Here is a 16,707-nt window from a genome sequence, read left to right as displayed (position 1 = left end):
ATCTAAAATCTTATGTAGTTGTATTTGCATATCTTATATGTTTTGAATACAAAAATATACATTAAAAGTCATCAGCCTAATTTAAGGATTGAGCCTAAAATTTTATCATGACTAATATTAACTACACATCAATTTTTGCATATTTAGCATTTTTCTCAATAAACTCACGACGTGGTGGTACTTCATCACCCATCAACATTGAGAACAAATGGTCAGCTTCAACAGCAGATTCAATGGTTACTTGTTTCAAAGTACGAGTAGCTGGATTCATTGTAGTTTCCCACAATTGTTCAGCGTTCATCTCTCCAAGACCTTTGTAACGTTGTACTCCTACTGAATCTTCCTTTCCATTTCCAGCAATACGTTTGATAGCTTGCTCACGTTGTGTTTCAGTCCAACAATATTCCATTTGTTGTCCTTTTTTAACTTGGTACAATGGTGGTTGAGCAATGTAAATATAACCTTTATCCAATAAATCTTTCATATAACGGAAGAAGAAAGTCAAAATCAAAGTTCTGATGTGAGAACCATCGACATCGGCATCCGTCATGATAATTACTTTATGGTAACGTAATTTTTCAACATTCAAGGCTCTTTCGTCGCCATCTCTACCAAAACTTACGCCCAAAGCAGTAATCATATTTTTGATTTCTTCACTTTCGTAAATCTTATATTCTTGTGCTTTTTCTACGTTCAAAATTTTACCTCTTAATGGCAAAATCGCTTGGAAAGCACGGTTACGACCTTGTTTTGCTGTTCCACCTGCTGAGTCCCCTTCTACTAAGTATAATTCACAAACGTGTGGGTCATTATCAGAACAGTCAGCTAGTTTACCCGGTAAAGAGTTTCCTCCTAAAACGGTTTTACGCTGAACCATTTCACGAGCTTTACGAGCTGCATGACGAGCCTGAGCTGCCAATACAACTTTCGCAACAATCTGACGAGCTTCTTTTGGATGTTCTTCCAACCAAGATTCTAACATATCAGACATCGCTGCAGAAACTGCACCTGATACTTCACCATTACCCAATTTGGTTTTGGTTTGTCCTTCAAATTGTGGTTCTGCTACTTTTACAGAGATAACCGCTGTTAAACCTTCACGGAAGTCATCCCCAACAATATCAATTTTTAATTTATCTAAAGCACCTGATTTATCAGCATAGTTTTTCAACGTACGAGTCAAAGCTCCACGGAAACCAGCAACGTGTGTACCACCTTCAATTGTATTGATATTGTTTACATACGACACTACATTTTCTGTGTATGAAGTATTGTACATCATCGCTACTTGAACAGGAACGCCGTTTTTATCACCTTCCATGTAAATAGGAGCTTCAATGATTTTATCACGACTAGCATCCAAATACAATACAAATTCACTTAAACCACCTTCTGAGAAGAACAAATCAGATTTAGGCTCACCTTTTTCATCTAAATCACGAAGGTCGGTCAAACTAATTTTGATACCAGCATTCAAGAATGAAAGTTCACGTAAACGACCTGCAACGGTTTCGTATTTGTATTCTGTTACCGTAAAAATTGATTCGTCTGGCTTGAAAGTAACGGTTGTTCCGTGATTTTCAGTTGTTCCGATTTCTCTTACAGCATATTGGGGAATACCAATTTTATACTCTTGTTCAAATACTTTTCCTTCACGGTAAACAGTAACTTTCAAATCTGTAGAAAGAGCATTCACACAAGAAACCCCTACACCGTGCAAACCACCTGATACTTTGTAAGTGTCTTTATCGAATTTACCACCAGCGTGAAGCACCGTCATTACAACCTCTAAAGCAGATTTTTTCTCTTTTGTGTGCATTCCTGTAGGAATACCACGACCGTTATCTTCAACAGTAATTGAATTATTGGTATTGATGGTTACTTTAATCGTATCACAATGACCCGCAAGTGCCTCATCAATTGAGTTATCAACAACTTCCCAAATTAAGTGGTGAAGACCTTTAAAGCCCGTATCTCCAATATACATGGATGGACGTTTTCTTACTGCCTCTAGTCCCTCAAGGACCTGTATGTTATCGGCATCATAATTTGCTCTACTGTTTTCTTCTGGTTCTTGAAATTCTGACATATTTTATTTGATTTTGGAAGGTTGACCTTTGATGTCGTTCATCTTTTCAATATAAACGACAAAACCCTCTCTCCCATTTTCATTTATATTTTTTGAAGATTTTTGTAACGTGGTCTTTTAATTACGCAATTTGCTTTATTTCCAATTAAAAAGTAAAAATACAAAAAACCTATCAAATCATCTAACGTTTGTGGTTTTTTGCGTATAATTCGAGCTAAAAATGGGGCTTTTTTTTAGAATTGATGAAATGAAATTTTAGCTTGCATTTTACTTGTCAAAATAAGACAAAAAACCTCACTCAAAACATGAGCGAGGTTCTAAGAAAATCATTTTAAATTCCTGATTTTTAATGCTTAAAGTGTCTTACGCCAGTCATTACCATTGCTAAATCGCTAGCATCGCAATAAGCTACTGAATCTTTATCTTTGATTGAACCTCCTGGCTGAACTACGGCAGTAATTCCAGCTTTGTGTGCAATCTCTACGCAGTCAGGGAATGGGAAGAAAGCATCAGAAGCCATCACAGCTCCTTGCAAATCAAAACCAAATTCAGCTGCTTTTTCAATCGCTTGTTTCAAAGCATCTACTCTTGAAGTCTGACCAACACCAGAAGCCAACAACTGACCTTCTTTCGCTAAAATAATCGTGTTTGATTTAGTATGTTTACAGATTTTCAACGCAAATTCTAAAGCACGCAATTCTGAATCTGTTGGAGCTTTAGTCGTTACTGTTTTGAAATCCGCTACGGTTTCAGTCGCTAAATCTTTATCTTGTTCCAATACACCATTCAACAATGTTTTGAACATTGTTTTTGATACTTCTACTGCATTTCTTTTTAATAAAATACGGTTTTTCTTAGATTTTAATACCGTCAAAGCTTCTTCTGTGAAGTCTGGAGCAATTAAAATTTCAAAGAACAAAGTATTCATTTCTTCTGCCGCAGCTTTATCAACCGTTCCATTGGTTGCCAAAACGCCACCAAATGCAGAAATTGTATCACAAGCAAAAGCATTCAAATACGCTTGGTGAACAGTTTCAGCAGAAGCTACACCGCAAGCGTTGGTATGTTTGATGATAACGAATGAAGTTTCTTGGAATTCATCCAACAAAGTAATACAAGCGTCAACGTCCACAAGGTTGTTGTATGACAATTCTTTTCCGTGTAATTTATCAAACATTGCCTCTAAATCACCATAGAATCGAGCTGTTTGATGTGGGTTTTCGCCATAACGAAGCGTGACAACCTTTGAGTGGTCATAAGTCAATTTTTTATCAGCATCATACGTTAAACCAGCTAAAGGTTCTTTAGATACTCCGTCAAGTGCAGTCATAAAATACCACTGAATGGCACTATCATAATTTGAAGACGTTTCAAAGGCTAATCTTGCAAAACGCTTGCGGTCTAATAAATCAGTAGCACCATTTTTTTCTTGTAAAATAGAAAGTACTTCAGCATATTGTGTGCGTGACGAAACTATCAATACGTCGTTGAAGTTTTTCGCTGCACCACGAATTAATGAAATACCGCCAATGTCAATTTTTTCAATAATATCATCTTCAGATGCACCACTCGCAACAGTTTCCTCGAAAGGATATAAATCAACAATCACTAAATCAATTGAAGGAATTTCGTACTGTGCTGCCGTAGCTACATCGCCTTCATGGTCACGGCGATAAAGAATACCACCGAAAACTTTTGGATGAAGTGTTTTTACTCTTCCTCCGAAAATAGAAGGATAACTTGTAAGGTCTTCAACTGCCGTAACAGGAATGCCTAATTCTTCAATAAAAGTTTGCGTACCACCTGTCGAGTATAATTTTACGCCATTTTGATGAAGTAATTCGACAATCGGAGCGAGTCCGTCTTTGTAATAAACCGAAATAAGAGCTGATTGTATTTTTTTGGAAGACATGATTTTGGGATTCTGAGCAGTAAAAATTTACCTAAAACTCAAAGATTATTCAAAAGAAGATGCAAAATTAATAGTTTTTGTATTTTTCATAGTATTTTCAACGAAAATTATCAGAATACAGTGATTATTTATAGATTAATTTCTTTCAAAAAGTCCAAAAGCCAGTGAAAATCGTTTTCACTGGCTTTTGGATAAATTGGGAAAGTTATTTATCAAAGATAAACTGGTAAATCTAAAGCAATGTCGTTTGTACAAATTGACGTTAAATCTACAATTTCAAGCAATTTTTCACGAGTGATTTTTTCTACTGTTCCTACTTTTTTTCCTGTGTAATGTAGCGTGATTTTTTCTGCATTGATTCTGGTTTCGACAATCAAAGGGTGAATTGAACCATCTAAAACAGCAACAATGTCTTCGGCAAATTCCTTGAACATCAAATTAGTTGGCAACAAGTACAGTTCTTCTTTCAAATGATTTTCGCCTGTTACAAAAACGGGTACTGGATAAAACTCCGTAGAAGCCGACAAGGTAGCATATACTTTTCGGGCTTTTACAAAACTTTCTTCTTGTTCTTCTGCCGAAAAACCACCGAAAATAACGGCTACTTTTTGGCGGTCGTCAAGTTCTTCGATTCTTTTTGCAATGGCAGCATCCAATTTGCTTAATAATTGCTGAAACTTGAAAGTATTTTTGCCTGTACGCATTCTTTCACGAATCGACTGACGAATAAAGTACGTGATAGAATCCGTTACATTCAAGCCAATTTCTGCCATTTGTTTAAAAATGATAGAAGTCGGAGACATTCCTGGAATGGTGTTTGGATCGTGTAAAAGTACTTTTCCTTCTGGCGTAACAAAACCGTCGATACGAGTACAAACCCCAAATTTTAAGGAATCGAATGCTTTTTTCACATCCGCTTGTACTTGTTGATTATTTTCTAAAGAAGTTCTAATTGGGATTTTCTTGCGAGTAGCCGACGATTGATATTTTGCTTTGAAATCAAATACTTCAACATTGGCTACAATTTCGGTCGGAGGCAAAGCAACAGATTCGCAATCTGGATTTTGGATAACACCACAGCTAAATTCTTGTCCTTTTACAAAACCTTCAATCAAAACGGCATCTTCCGAATTCATCGAAATTAAGGCTACGTTTTCTTTAGATGTTCCAAAATGAGCTGAAATTTTTGCTAACAATTCAGCAGGATGATACACTACTTCACCATTCATCGAGACTGGCAAACCGATTCCTTCATCCAAATTTGCCATTCTTTGTCCAAATTCCTGATGCTCAACACTGTTCCATTCTTCCAAAGATACTTCTCTGATAAAGAAACATTGCTTTACGGCTTTTACAAAATCATCCACCGAATCTTTCTTCACAAAAGCCACACCAATTGATGAACCTTGATGCGGAGCTTTTACCACGAAAGGTAAACCAACTGAGGCTTTTACTTCTTCAAAAAGTTCGTTAGCATCTTTACTTTCAAAATATTCACGACTAATACTGGTTGTTTTTTTATCTAAACCAACTGCCAAACGAATTAAATCGTTTTGTGCAATTTTATCAATTCCGATAGAAGAACCCATCAAACTTGGTCCAGAATATGGCACACCGTACCACTCCAACAAACCTTGAATACTTCCGTCTTCGCAAGCTGGGCCGTGCATGGCGATAAATATAAAATCAAATTTCTTTGAAAATTGCTCTGGCGTAATGCGTTCGCCTACTTCTGCAATGATTTTATTTAATTCTTCTTCAGACAATTCTCCCAAAGACTCAACATAAATACTGTAATCGCCTTGATATGATTTTGGAGGATAAAAATCACGAATGGAAGCCGAATAAACTAACTCAGGATTTAAAATAATAAAATTGCCCAAACCATCCACAAAAACAGGAATCGGTTCAAACAAGGTTTTATCAATATTTTCCATTGCGGTTTTGCCACCAGCAAAACTGATTTCACGCTCACGAGCAGGCCCGCCAAAGAAGATGCCTATTTTCATAAAAGGGATTGATTTTTCGATGTTGAATGGATGAAATAAAAACGGGTAAAAGTTAGTTAAGCGTAATTGGTAAATAGTGATTAGTACAGCATCCTAATTATCAGTCATTTATAATTAATAAGAATGTCTCTATAAAAAAGACTGAAAGCCTAAAGCCGACGACCGAATTCCGACAGCCTCTAACACTAGCAAAGTTAAGAAAAAACCCTTGTAGAATTACGCTACAAGGGTTTTTGATTTATGACTAATTCATATTGAATTACATATTTACGGCTTCTACTTTAATAATTTCGGGTACTTCACGAAGAATGGTTTCCTCAATTCCTCCACGGAAAGTCATTGCAGACATCGAACATGCACTACAAGCACCCACCAATTCGAGGCGAAGGATGTTACCATCTACAATCTCAAGTACTCTTACATTTCCTCCGTCGGCTACTAAATATGGACGAATTTTATCTAAGGCTTTTTCTATTTTTTCCTGTAAAGGATATTCAACGGTTGTTTCCATAAAATGTATCACGCTGATAAAGGATTCTTTATTGCGTTTTAATGGTAATATTTCTCTCAAATATACTAGAAAAAACTACACTTTTACTTGTACTGGCTTGGTCTTTTCTTTTGTTGCGTTTCTAATGGCAACTTGTTGAGCCAACAATTCAGCTGATTTCTTGAAAGCAGTAGCAATTATGCTATCGCTCATTACCGCAGGTTTTCCTTCATCACCTGCTTCTCTGATACTTTGTACCAAAGGAATTTCTCCTAATAAATCAGTTTCATATTTAATGGCTAAATTCTTTCCGCCATCTTTCCCGAAAATATAATATTTATTATCAGGTAATTCTTCTGGCGTGAAATATGCCATGTTTTCAATAACTCCTAAAACTGGCACATTGATTTGTGGCTGACGGAAGAACATTAATCCTTTTGTTGCATCTGCCAAAGCCACTTTTTGTGGCGTTGTTACGATTACCGCACCCGTTACTGGTACTAATTGCACCAAAGAAAGGTGAATATCTGAAGTACCAGGCGGTAAATCAATCAATAAATAATCTAATTCGCCCCAATGAGTATCGCTAAAAAACTGACGTAAAGCTTGTGTTGCCATTGGACCTCTCCACGGCACTGGATTATCTTGTGGAGCAAGAAAACCCATTGAAATCATTTTGATGCCGTATTGCATGATAGGTTGAATCATGTTTTTGCCATCAATTTGGCTTACTAAAGGTTGCATATCCTCTGCACCAAACATTACTGGAATAGAAGGTCCAGAAATATCAGCATCAATAATACCAACTTTAGCCCCTGAAAGCTTCAGTGCCATTGCTAAATTAGCAGTTACTGTTGACTTCCCAACACCACCTTTACCCGAAGCAATGGCTATAATATTTTTTACATTAGGCAAAAGTGTTGTTCCCATTCTTGAAGAAGTAACATCTGCCGTCATATCAATTACAACACTTAGGTTTTCGTCAACATGCGTATGAATTGCTTCTTCGCACTCTTTGCGAATTCTTTCTTTTAATGGACAAGCTGGAGTGGTAAGTACTACCGTAAAACGAACTTCACCAACGCCTAATTCAATGTCTTTAATCATGTTGAGCGTCACCAAATCTTTTTTCAAATCTGGTTCTTGTACTGTTGACAAGGCTCTGATGATGTCTTCTTTTTTTATTTTTAAATCGCCCATTTTTATGTGTTAAAGGTTGCGCTTTTTCAAAAATTTGAATAGTTTTTATTTGAAAAAACCTTTATTAATCATACTAAACACTTCTAATAAAATTGAACGACAAAGATAAGCTCAAAGTTTCGATTTGGGAGTCGAGAAATTAAAAAAGGTAATTTTAAGCTCAAGCAATTTCCGTAAAAAGTTTTTTTAGCCTGTTAACTAAGGCACTTTGATGAATAGTCATTTATTAACAATGACTATAATTTTTGTTTATTTTCTGAAAAATAGTAAACTTCCGAAGATTCAGACTATAGCATTTTCTATAAAAACCTTTTTTAAAACTTGAAAAAGCATCCATTCAAAATACATTTAAAGCTGGCAAAAAGCATTCTTTCTGAGATGGAACAAGAAAAGAGTCAGTATTAAAATACAAGTTGTAACAATCTTTTCCGACCTTTGTGAAAATTTTTCAACGACTTTAATCATTTTATGAGACCAGACCAACGACCATTTATCGTAGGCATCACCGGAGGCAGTGCTTCGGGCAAAACATTATTTCTCAATCAATTACTTCATTCTTTTTCAAAAGATGAAATTTGTTTGATTTCGCAAGATAATTATTATAAAAACAGACACGAGCAAGTTATCGACAAACATGGTTATATTAATTTCGATGAACCCGAATCGTTAGACTTACACCAGTATGCTTTGGATGTTGAAACGATTCGTTCAGGAGAAGCTTTCCAACGAAAAGAATATACTTTCAACAATCCTGATATTGTTCCAGAAATAATCACCTTCCAGCCTAAGCCCATCATTGTTGTTGAAGGATTATTCGTTTTTTACTTTAAAGAAATTGCAGATTTATTAGATTTAAAAATCTTTGTGGATGCTAAAAGTAAAATCAGACTCGACAGACGTATCAAAAGAGATGCACAAGAAAGAGGTTATGGCGAAAAAGAAGAAGTATTGTATCGCTGGGATAACCACGTTGAACCTGCTTTCAAAAAATACGTAAAACCTTATCGTAAAACATCAGATATTGTGATTCCTAACAATATTCACTTCGAAAAAGGACTTGAAATTTTAGTAGGATATTTAAGAAGTAAAATATAGACTCTCTTTAAGAGGTTAAAATGGCTAATGACATGAAAAATCATTAGCCATTTTTTTATTTGATGGATGAGATATTTTGTGACTCACGAGACATGTTTTAAGTCTTCGATGAGATATTTTGTGACTCACGAGACACATTTTTGGTCTTCGATGACTGATTTTGTGACTCACGAGACACATTTTTGGTCTTCGATGACTAATTTTGTGATTCACGAGACATATTTTTGGTCTTCGATGACTGATTTTGTGATTCACGAGACATATTTTTGGTCTTCGATGACTGATTTTGTGACTCACGAGACATACTTTTGATCTTCGATGAGATATTACAAACTATCTTTTTCTTTAGGTTTGGAATTAAGTTCAGCAGTAATGAAAAAATTCAAATTTTCTACTAAATCAAAGGAAACTCGCCAGCTTGATGTCTCTTTGCCATTTCTACATAATGCAGGGCACTCAAGGTAAGTTTTTCTGCTTGTTCTAGTGAAATTTGTCGGATGATTTTAGCAGGAACGCCAACCACCAAAGAATAATCTGGAATTTGCATTCCTTCAGACACTAAAGCATTTGCCCCAATAATACAATATTTCCCAATGATGGCTTTATTCAAAACAGTTGCACGCATACCAATCAGAGAAGAATCCCCAATGGTTGCACCGTGAACAATTGCCCCATGCCCTACTGTTACATCGTTTCCAATAACCGTTGGGTCATTAGGGTCTGCATGCAAAACAGCAGTATCTTGGATATTACTACGGTCGCCAATGCTAATTTTCTCTACATCAGCTCTGATAACAGCTCCGTACCAAACAGATACATCTTTACCAAAGCTTACGTTTCCCATTACTGAAGCATTTGGAGCTATAAATAGTTTATTTTCCATGAAAAATTCAATTAATATCGTTGAAACAAAGTTACGCAAATGGGATACAATGGGTACAAGTAAATTGAAAATCTCTTCAACAAAGGATAATAGTATAGTTTTTGAGTGCTATATTTAAGCTCGTTTTTAAAAATATTATCCCAATAAAAATGTCCAATTTACAAATTATGAAGAAAGCTTGGCTTGTTTCTGCATTGTGTTTACCAATGCTTGTAAATGCCCAGCAAAGTGTTTCCTTAGACGATATGTCTTTTTGGAAAACATCTGACAAAACAAACTGGCAAATCGCTAGTGACGTAACAGCAGACATCACTAAACCTGAAACAATGACTTTGGCAACAGGAAAGGGTGTCCTTGCCAATTTACCAAATCCTCAAAATCGTGCTAATTTACAGTCAGTTGCAGAATTTGCTGATGTAGATGTCTCTTTCGATTTTATGATGGCAGTACATTCTAATTCAGGTTTTTACTTGATGGGAAGATACGAAATTCAGTTATTAGATAGCTGGGGCGTAAAAAATCCTGCAACGGGCGACTGCGGCGGTATTTACAAACGTCGTCGTTATGAAAATGGAAAAGAAATTCTTTTTGAAGGACATGCTCCAAGATTAAATGCTTGCCTTGCTCCAGGTCTTTGGCAACACATGGATATTTCATTCCAAGCACCACGTTTCGATGCTTCTGGCAAAAAAATTGCTAATGCTAAAGTACTTTCTATTAAATTGAATGGGTATATCATTCAAGAGAATGTTGAATTGACTGGTCCAACAGGTGGCCCAATTTCTGAAACAGAAGCACCAACAGGGCCATTTATGATTCAGGGAGACCACGGCCCAGTGGCTTTCCGCAATTTTAAGCTTTCAAATTTAGGTGGAAAACCTGCTGAACTTTCAGACATTTCTTACAAAGTGTTTTATGGTAATTTCAGAGAGCCTAAAGATTTCTTGAGCAAAAAACCTGATGTTACAGGTAAATTAGATAAACTTACTTGGGAAGTTGGCACTAAAACCAACGATTTCGCTCAAATCTTCAATGCTACTTTAAAAGTACCTGAAGCGGGTAAACATACTTTTACTTTTCAAGCGGGTGGTAAATATTATGTGAACGTAAATGGTAAAGAATTACTTGCTGACGAGTGGACAACTTCACGTGACAAACGTACTGCTTCAATGGATTTACCAGCAGGAAATGTTCCCGTTGAAATCACGATTTATAAAACTGATGGTTGGGTTTCGCCAATTCTTGGGATGGAAGTTCAAGGCCCTAACTTCAGAGCCGTTCCTTTCCATACTTTAGGTTCAGTATTAGCGGGTACTCCTTCAGACCCAATATTATTGGATGCTCCAGAATCTACTTTACTTCGTTCGTTCTCGGATATTTATAAAGATGGTAAAAAGCCAAAACGTATCGTTCATGCCATCAATGTGGGAAATCCTGCCAAATTGCACTATACTTATGATTTAGATAATGGTTCAATTGCACAAATCTGGAAAGGAGATTTCTTGAATACTTCACCTATGTGGGATGACCGTGGCGATGGTTCTTCTCGTCCAAGAGGTCCAATCTTGAATCTTGGTGATGTTCCTTTAATTGTATCAGGAGAAACCAAAACTTCATTGACTGATGCTGTGGCAAGTAATGCTAACTTCCGTACCTTAGGTTACGATGTTGATGCTGATAATTTACCAACTTTCCGTTATCAGATTTATGGTACAGAAGTAGAAGATCAAGTGAGAGTAATCGACGGAAAATACCTTTCTCGTACTTTAACGCTTAAAAATCCAGAAGCAAATACTGCTTTGCTTTGCCGTTTGGCAGTTGGAAAAAGCATTACAAAATTGACTGACGATTTGTATGAAGTAGATGGAAAAAACTATTTCATCAAAGTATCAAGTGCTGCTACGATTGAAAAATCTGGAGACAATACCATCTTACTTGTTCCAGTAAAAGACAAAGTACAATATTCTGTAATGTGGTAAAAATCCCTCAAAACAATGAGGTTTTAAATCTGAAAAATCAAATGAATATCAAAAATATAAGCCAGTCATTTAGCCATTCAATTACCAAAATCGGTTTGGCATTGGCAATGACTACTGGAGCTTTCGCACAGGATACTCCTACCGAAAACGATTATTATAAAATTGCCAAACTTCCAATTCCAGAAGGAATCGTTTTAGAAGTTGGTGGTTTAGTTACTTTACCGAATGGTGATTTGGCTGCTTCTACTCGTCGTGGAGATGTTTATATCATCGAAAACCCAAATTCTAGTGCTCCAGTATTCCGCAAATTTGCAAGCGGTCTGCACGAAATTTTAGGACTTGCATACAAAAACGGTAATCTGTATTGTGCACAAAGAGGTGAATTAACCAAATTGGTTGATAAAAATGGCGACGGCAAAGCTGACCGCTATGAAACAGTTTATTCTTGGCCAATTTCTGGACATTACCATGAGTACTCTTTTGGTCCTAAAATCGGTTCAGATGGTTCTTTTTATGTAACAGGAAACGTAGGATTTGGAAATTCTGACTGGTGGGCTGGAAAATCTTTTGTGCCTTGGAGAGGTTGGACAATGAAAATTACCGAAGATGGAAAAATGACTCCATTTGCAGCGGGTATGCGTTCTCCTTGCGGAATTGGTATGATTGACGGAGAATTCTTCTACGGAGATAACCAAGGTGACTGGATGGGTTCTGGTTTTATTTCACAAGTAGAAAAAGGAGATTTCATGGGTCATCCAGCTTCATTGGCTTGGGCAGACCGTCCAGACTCTCCTGTGAAAATGCGTGCTGATATGATTTATTCAAAGGTTGACCCAAGAGACAACCCGAAAGTAAAACCAGAATACGTAAAAAATGAACCAATGACTACGATTTACGAAATGGGCAAAACTACGTATCCAAACATGGGCATTAAATCGCCAGCAGTATGGTTGCCTCATGGAGTATTAGGCGTTTCAACTTCTGAAATCATTCAAGATGAAACACAAGGTGGTTTTGGTCCTTTTGCAGGTCAAGTTTTTGTTGGTGACGAAGGGATGTCTAAAATTGCCAGAGTATTCTTAGAAAAAGTAAACGGTAAATTCCAAGGTGCTTCTTTTGATTTCAGAAGCGGTTTCCGTTCAGGCGTACTAAGAATGGCTTGGGGAACAGACAAAGCAATGTTTGTAGGTGGAACAAATCGTGGTTGGGGTTCTACAGGGAAAGAAGCTTTCGGTTTAGAAAGATTAGTATTCTCTGGAAAAATGCCTTTCGAAATGAAAGCCGTTAGAGCAATGCCAGATGGTTTTGAAATTGAATTTACTTTGCCAGTTGATAAAAAGACGGCTGAAAATGTAAATAATTATGATGTTTCTAGCTATACATACAAGTATCATCCAGTATATGGTAGCCCAATTGTTGATAGAAAAGACAATGCTGTAAGAGGTGCAAAAGCTAGTGAAGACGGTTTAAAAGTACGTATCGTTGTTGATAATTTACGTGAAGGTTATATTCATGACATTAAACCAGAAGGCGTACTTTCTGCAAATTCTCGTTTAAATGTATTACATGGTTCGGCATATTACACTTTAAACAGTATTCCACAAGGTGCTAAGGCAAATATCACTTTAGTAACGCCAAAAACTCGTGCTCAACGTGAACGCATTGATGCTGGTGCAAAAGTAAATACGCCAGACAATCAAATGAAAGAAGCAATGCCAACAGCAGCTGGTGAAAAAGCGAAAGCAAAAATGACATCAAGCGTGATTTCAGATGCTGAGGCAATGAAATTATTAAGCAAAAGTACTTGTTTGGCTTGTCATAAAGTAAACGAACGTGCAGTTGGTCCTTCGTATCAAGAAATTGCTAAACGTAAATATACAGTGGCTCAAATTGAAGCCTTGATTTATGAACCAAAGCCTTCTAACTGGCCAGAATTCGCTACTCCGATGCCACCAATGGCACATTTACCAAAAGGTGATGTGAAGAAAATTGCTACTTGGATTAGTTCTTTAAGTAAGAAGTAAGCTATAGTTTAAACATAAAAAGGCGATTCTGTTAAACGGAATCGCCTTTTTGCTTTTAGACTCAAGCTTTTCCAAAACAAAAAATCTTTACTTCATTTCCTTTATCAACAATTCTTTGAAGGACAAAACCACAGCTTTCTGCAAAAGCTATCAATTCACTTTCTAAATAAAGCGGTTTTAAACATCCTTCATGAATTTCTCCAGCGTACCTTGCTAATTGTTCTTCGATAAAAAGTATTCCTCCTTTTTTCAGTATTGATTTACAATCATTCAAGATTGCATTGGGAAATAGAAACTCATGAAAGCTATTAATAATCAATACTTTATCAAAAGTATTTTCGGGTAGATTTGTGTTTTTTTCTGTACCAATAACTGGGATAAATTTTCCTTGAATTGACTTTCCTAAGAATTTTTCATAGAACAAAATGCCTTCCTTAATTTCTTCCTCATTACATAATGCTTCATTAATATCTTGCAGATAAAATGTTAATCCATCCACTTGTGAAGCAAAGTAAATTTCCCAAACTCCACCAGAAGCACCGACAGAGGCAATGGTTTCATTACTTTTAAAATCGTATGTTTTGAGTGACTTTTCCATAAAAAAGCCCTTTCAAAAGAAAGGGCTATGTTGTTTTATTAAGTTGTTATCAGATTATTTAACATCAAAACTACCTGAACCAATCTTATATCCTTCGCAAAAAATTTCTACGATATAATGACCAATTCTATATTTTGTCGCTCCGCCTCTTGCATAAATCATTTCAACGGCTTGTCCGATATTTTGATAAAGAATATCTTTTTTAACAGTATAAGTAGTTTCTTTTCCTGCTAACTCAAAATTTCCAGAGCCCGCATTTGTATCGAACATTACTGCACCGTCTGGGTCTAATACTCTTACAAAAACCGATTTTACATTTTGTTTCGCAATCAAATTAGGCTGCAATTGAAAAATAATTTTAATCTTTTCAATTTTTGATACTCTGTAAACTCCGTTACTTCGTTCTTTATTTCTACTAGAAATAGCATTTACTTTCACTAATTGTGCTTGTAAAGAAGATGCTAAATTTACTGTTGCAGTGAGTGCTTGATTTCTTTTTGCATAAACTTCTAGGGAATCACTCAATCCTTGTTTTACCATTTTAAGCAGAATATTTTCACTGCTTAATGACACATTTTCTGAGACAAGACTTTTATTTTTTTCAACTAATTTGGTATTTTCTTTCTTGAATTTGGCAATCTCTGAATCTTTTTTAACTAAAATACTTACATATTCTTTGATTCTCTCTTCATATTGAGCTACTGAAAATGTATTAGCTCTTCTCATCAGCATTCTATCATTTTCTAATTGCTTTTTTGTCGCTTCCAAATCTTCAACTTTCCCTCCTAATGACTTTATTTGAGCAATTTTAGCATCTAATTGAATCCCGATTGAATCTAAACGAATACTTGTTGAAGATAAAGCTTGAATTTTTTGACGAATAACTTCTTCTTGAGATTTCTTAAAACTGTTAGCATTAAATAACAAATAGACAAGAATTCCGACTATTATAGCTAAAAAACCAGTTAATACTTTCCAAAAACCACTGCTTTGCGATGTTTCTTCCATAAATAAGTTAATTTTGGCAAGCACTAGTCAATGGCTAACCTAATAATTTCATTGAGTTTCCGAATTTAGTAATTCCGACTGGATTAGAGAAATTTTTATCTGTAAAGTTCAAATCAAAAAGCCTTAAATTTCAATTATTTGAGTACTTTATCGTTAAATATATACTTAAATCTCTCTTATTATTTCGAGTTTTTTATCCTGATTTACCTAATAAAAAATCATCATTTTAATAGATTCTGTCTTTGCTTGTAAAGCAAAAAGAAGAAAAAAACTTATCAAAACATTCCCAGCTGCTCGTTACTTCCTAATTTTCCTGTATAATAATCATTAACATCTTTGTAGTTCTCTGGAAGGTTTTTCCGAGTACTTGAGATATTGAAATGAGTGAATATTTTCTCTAATTCCTCGGCTGCTTTGTGTCCAGCCTTATCGTTATCTAAATAAAAAACCACATTTACTCTTTTGAAAAGCTTTGCCCATTCCTTTTTAAAAATATTGGCTGTTCCTAAACTTACGGCTGTTTTTCCTTCTTGTACCAAACGCATACAGTCAAAAGCTCCTTCAGTTACATAAACGGTTTCGTCTGTTTTGGTTTTCTTCAAAGCATCAACATTAAAAAGCGTTAATGGCTGATTGTTCAAAAAGCAATAACGATTTGTGCCTTCGCTGGGTTTTCCAATGACACGTCCTTGTAAATACACAATTCTTCCTTCACGATAATAAGGAATAATCAATGAATGGGCGTAAAAAATCAGGTTATTTTGCTGATTGTATAAACCTGATTCCTGTAAATCTAAAGTAGAAAAATGCTGTTTTAAATACCATGTTACTTCGGTATAATCTTTAATGACGAACAGATTAAAATCTTTAATGGTTTTATCCGTAAAACCACGTTGTTTTAAATAAGCAAGTGCTGATTGTGATAATTCGTTGGATTGCTGTTGCAAACAAAAATTACGAAAGGCTTCATAAATCTGAGAGTGAATTTCTTCTGTAGGTTTTTCTCTCTCTTGTATTCTTCTGATGGCGGCAACATCAAATAAATTACTTGTTGGTAGTTTTTTCTTAGCGAATTTTTTAGACTGTTGAAAACCTGGAATATATTCTACTGCCATTTCTTGAATGGTAGATTTTATATCCATTTTTTTAATTTCCGAGTACAAACTGATAGCATTACCCGTTTTAGCACAGCCAAAGCAATAAAAACTATTAGTATGTGGATAAAGTACAAGCGAAGGGGTATCATCTTCATGAAATGGACAAATCATTCGTTGCCTTTTCACGTCCAATCCCAAATCTTCTGCTACTTGAAGAATTGATACTTGATTGAGTTCGTCTAAAATATTCATATCGTAATGATTTAAAATTATCCGATATTACGTCAAAACCATCCGAAGCTAAACACAAAAACCCGCAAGAA

The 16,707-nt window shown here is 35.7% G+C and carries 12 protein-coding genes; 3 read left to right on the top strand and 9 right to left on the bottom strand.

Annotated features, from left to right (window positions below):
- Positions 1-121 precede the first annotated feature (121 nt).
- The 5 genes from gyrB to HNP25_RS01405 form a co-directional block, all read right to left on the bottom strand.
- A complete protein-coding gene (gene gyrB, locus HNP25_RS01425) occupies positions 122-2,089 on the bottom strand; it encodes a DNA topoisomerase (ATP-hydrolyzing) subunit B (protein ID WP_184129087.1) in 1,968 nt (655 codons plus the stop codon).
- A gap of 346 nt (positions 2,090-2,435) precedes the next feature.
- Positions 2,436-4,001 (bottom strand): bifunctional phosphoribosylaminoimidazolecarboxamide formyltransferase/IMP cyclohydrolase, encoded by a 1,566-nt coding sequence (gene purH, locus HNP25_RS01420; RefSeq protein WP_184129084.1) that lies wholly within the window; start codon positions 3,999-4,001, stop codon positions 2,436-2,438.
- Between the two features lie 212 nt (positions 4,002-4,213).
- A complete protein-coding gene (locus tag HNP25_RS01415) occupies positions 4,214-6,010 on the bottom strand; it encodes a D-alanine--D-alanine ligase (RefSeq protein ID WP_184129081.1) in 1,797 nt (598 codons plus the stop codon).
- Positions 6,011-6,269: 259 nt separating this feature from the next.
- Positions 6,270-6,521: a NifU family protein gene (locus HNP25_RS01410; RefSeq protein WP_184129078.1), complete on the bottom strand. Its 252-nt coding sequence runs from the start codon at positions 6,519-6,521 to the stop codon at positions 6,270-6,272.
- Positions 6,522-6,596: 75 nt separating this feature from the next.
- The gene (locus HNP25_RS01405; RefSeq protein ID WP_184129075.1) at positions 6,597-7,700 is read right to left on the bottom strand and encodes an Mrp/NBP35 family ATP-binding protein; all 1,104 of its coding nucleotides are present in this window, start codon (positions 7,698-7,700) and stop codon (positions 6,597-6,599) included.
- 468 nt (positions 7,701-8,168) lie between these two features.
- Between HNP25_RS01405 and HNP25_RS01400 the strand changes: the two genes are divergently transcribed.
- Positions 8,169-8,795: a uridine kinase family protein gene (locus HNP25_RS01400; RefSeq protein ID WP_184129073.1), complete on the top strand. Its 627-nt coding sequence runs from the start codon at positions 8,169-8,171 to the stop codon at positions 8,793-8,795.
- A 394-nt stretch (positions 8,796-9,189) separates the two neighbouring features.
- Here HNP25_RS01400 and HNP25_RS01395 read toward each other — a convergent pair whose 3' ends face one another.
- Positions 9,190-9,678 carry a gamma carbonic anhydrase family protein gene (locus tag HNP25_RS01395; RefSeq protein ID WP_184129070.1) on the bottom strand — a complete coding sequence of 163 codons (489 nt, stop codon included), beginning with the start codon at positions 9,676-9,678 and terminating at the stop codon, positions 9,190-9,192.
- A gap of 149 nt (positions 9,679-9,827) precedes the next feature.
- Between HNP25_RS01395 and HNP25_RS01390 the strand changes: the two genes are divergently transcribed.
- Positions 9,828-11,657, top strand: a complete 1,830-nt coding sequence (locus HNP25_RS01390; protein ID WP_184129067.1) for a 3-keto-alpha-glucoside-1,2-lyase-like domain-containing protein — start codon at positions 9,828-9,830, stop codon at positions 11,655-11,657.
- 41 nt (positions 11,658-11,698) lie between these two features.
- Positions 11,699-13,681, top strand: coding sequence for a c-type cytochrome (locus HNP25_RS01385; protein ID WP_229202754.1), 1,983 nt, complete (start codon positions 11,699-11,701; stop codon positions 13,679-13,681).
- A gap of 61 nt (positions 13,682-13,742) precedes the next feature.
- On the opposite strand, the gene HNP25_RS01380 is transcribed toward HNP25_RS01385, so the two are convergent.
- The 3 genes from HNP25_RS01380 to HNP25_RS01370 all read right to left on the bottom strand — a co-directional run bounded on the left by HNP25_RS01380 (position 13,743) and on the right by HNP25_RS01370 (position 16,636).
- Complete coding sequence (locus tag HNP25_RS01380) at positions 13,743-14,279, bottom strand: methyltransferase domain-containing protein (protein ID WP_184129064.1); 537 nt, start codon at positions 14,277-14,279, stop codon at positions 13,743-13,745.
- A 54-nt stretch (positions 14,280-14,333) separates the two neighbouring features.
- On the bottom strand, positions 14,334-15,287 hold the full coding sequence (locus HNP25_RS01375; protein WP_184129061.1) for a hypothetical protein: 954 nt from the start codon (positions 15,285-15,287) through the stop codon (positions 14,334-14,336).
- Positions 15,288-15,562: 275 nt separating this feature from the next.
- Positions 15,563-16,636, bottom strand: a complete 1,074-nt coding sequence (locus HNP25_RS01370) for a CHC2 zinc finger domain-containing protein (RefSeq protein ID WP_184129058.1) — start codon at positions 16,634-16,636, stop codon at positions 15,563-15,565.
- Positions 16,637-16,707 lie beyond the last annotated feature (71 nt).

Origin of the sequence: Arcicella rosea (genome assembly GCF_014204325.1) — a bacterium.
Lineage (GTDB): Bacteria > Bacteroidota > Bacteroidia > Cytophagales > Spirosomataceae > Arcicella > Arcicella rosea_A.
This window is presented reverse-complemented; position numbering and strand designations above follow the sequence as displayed.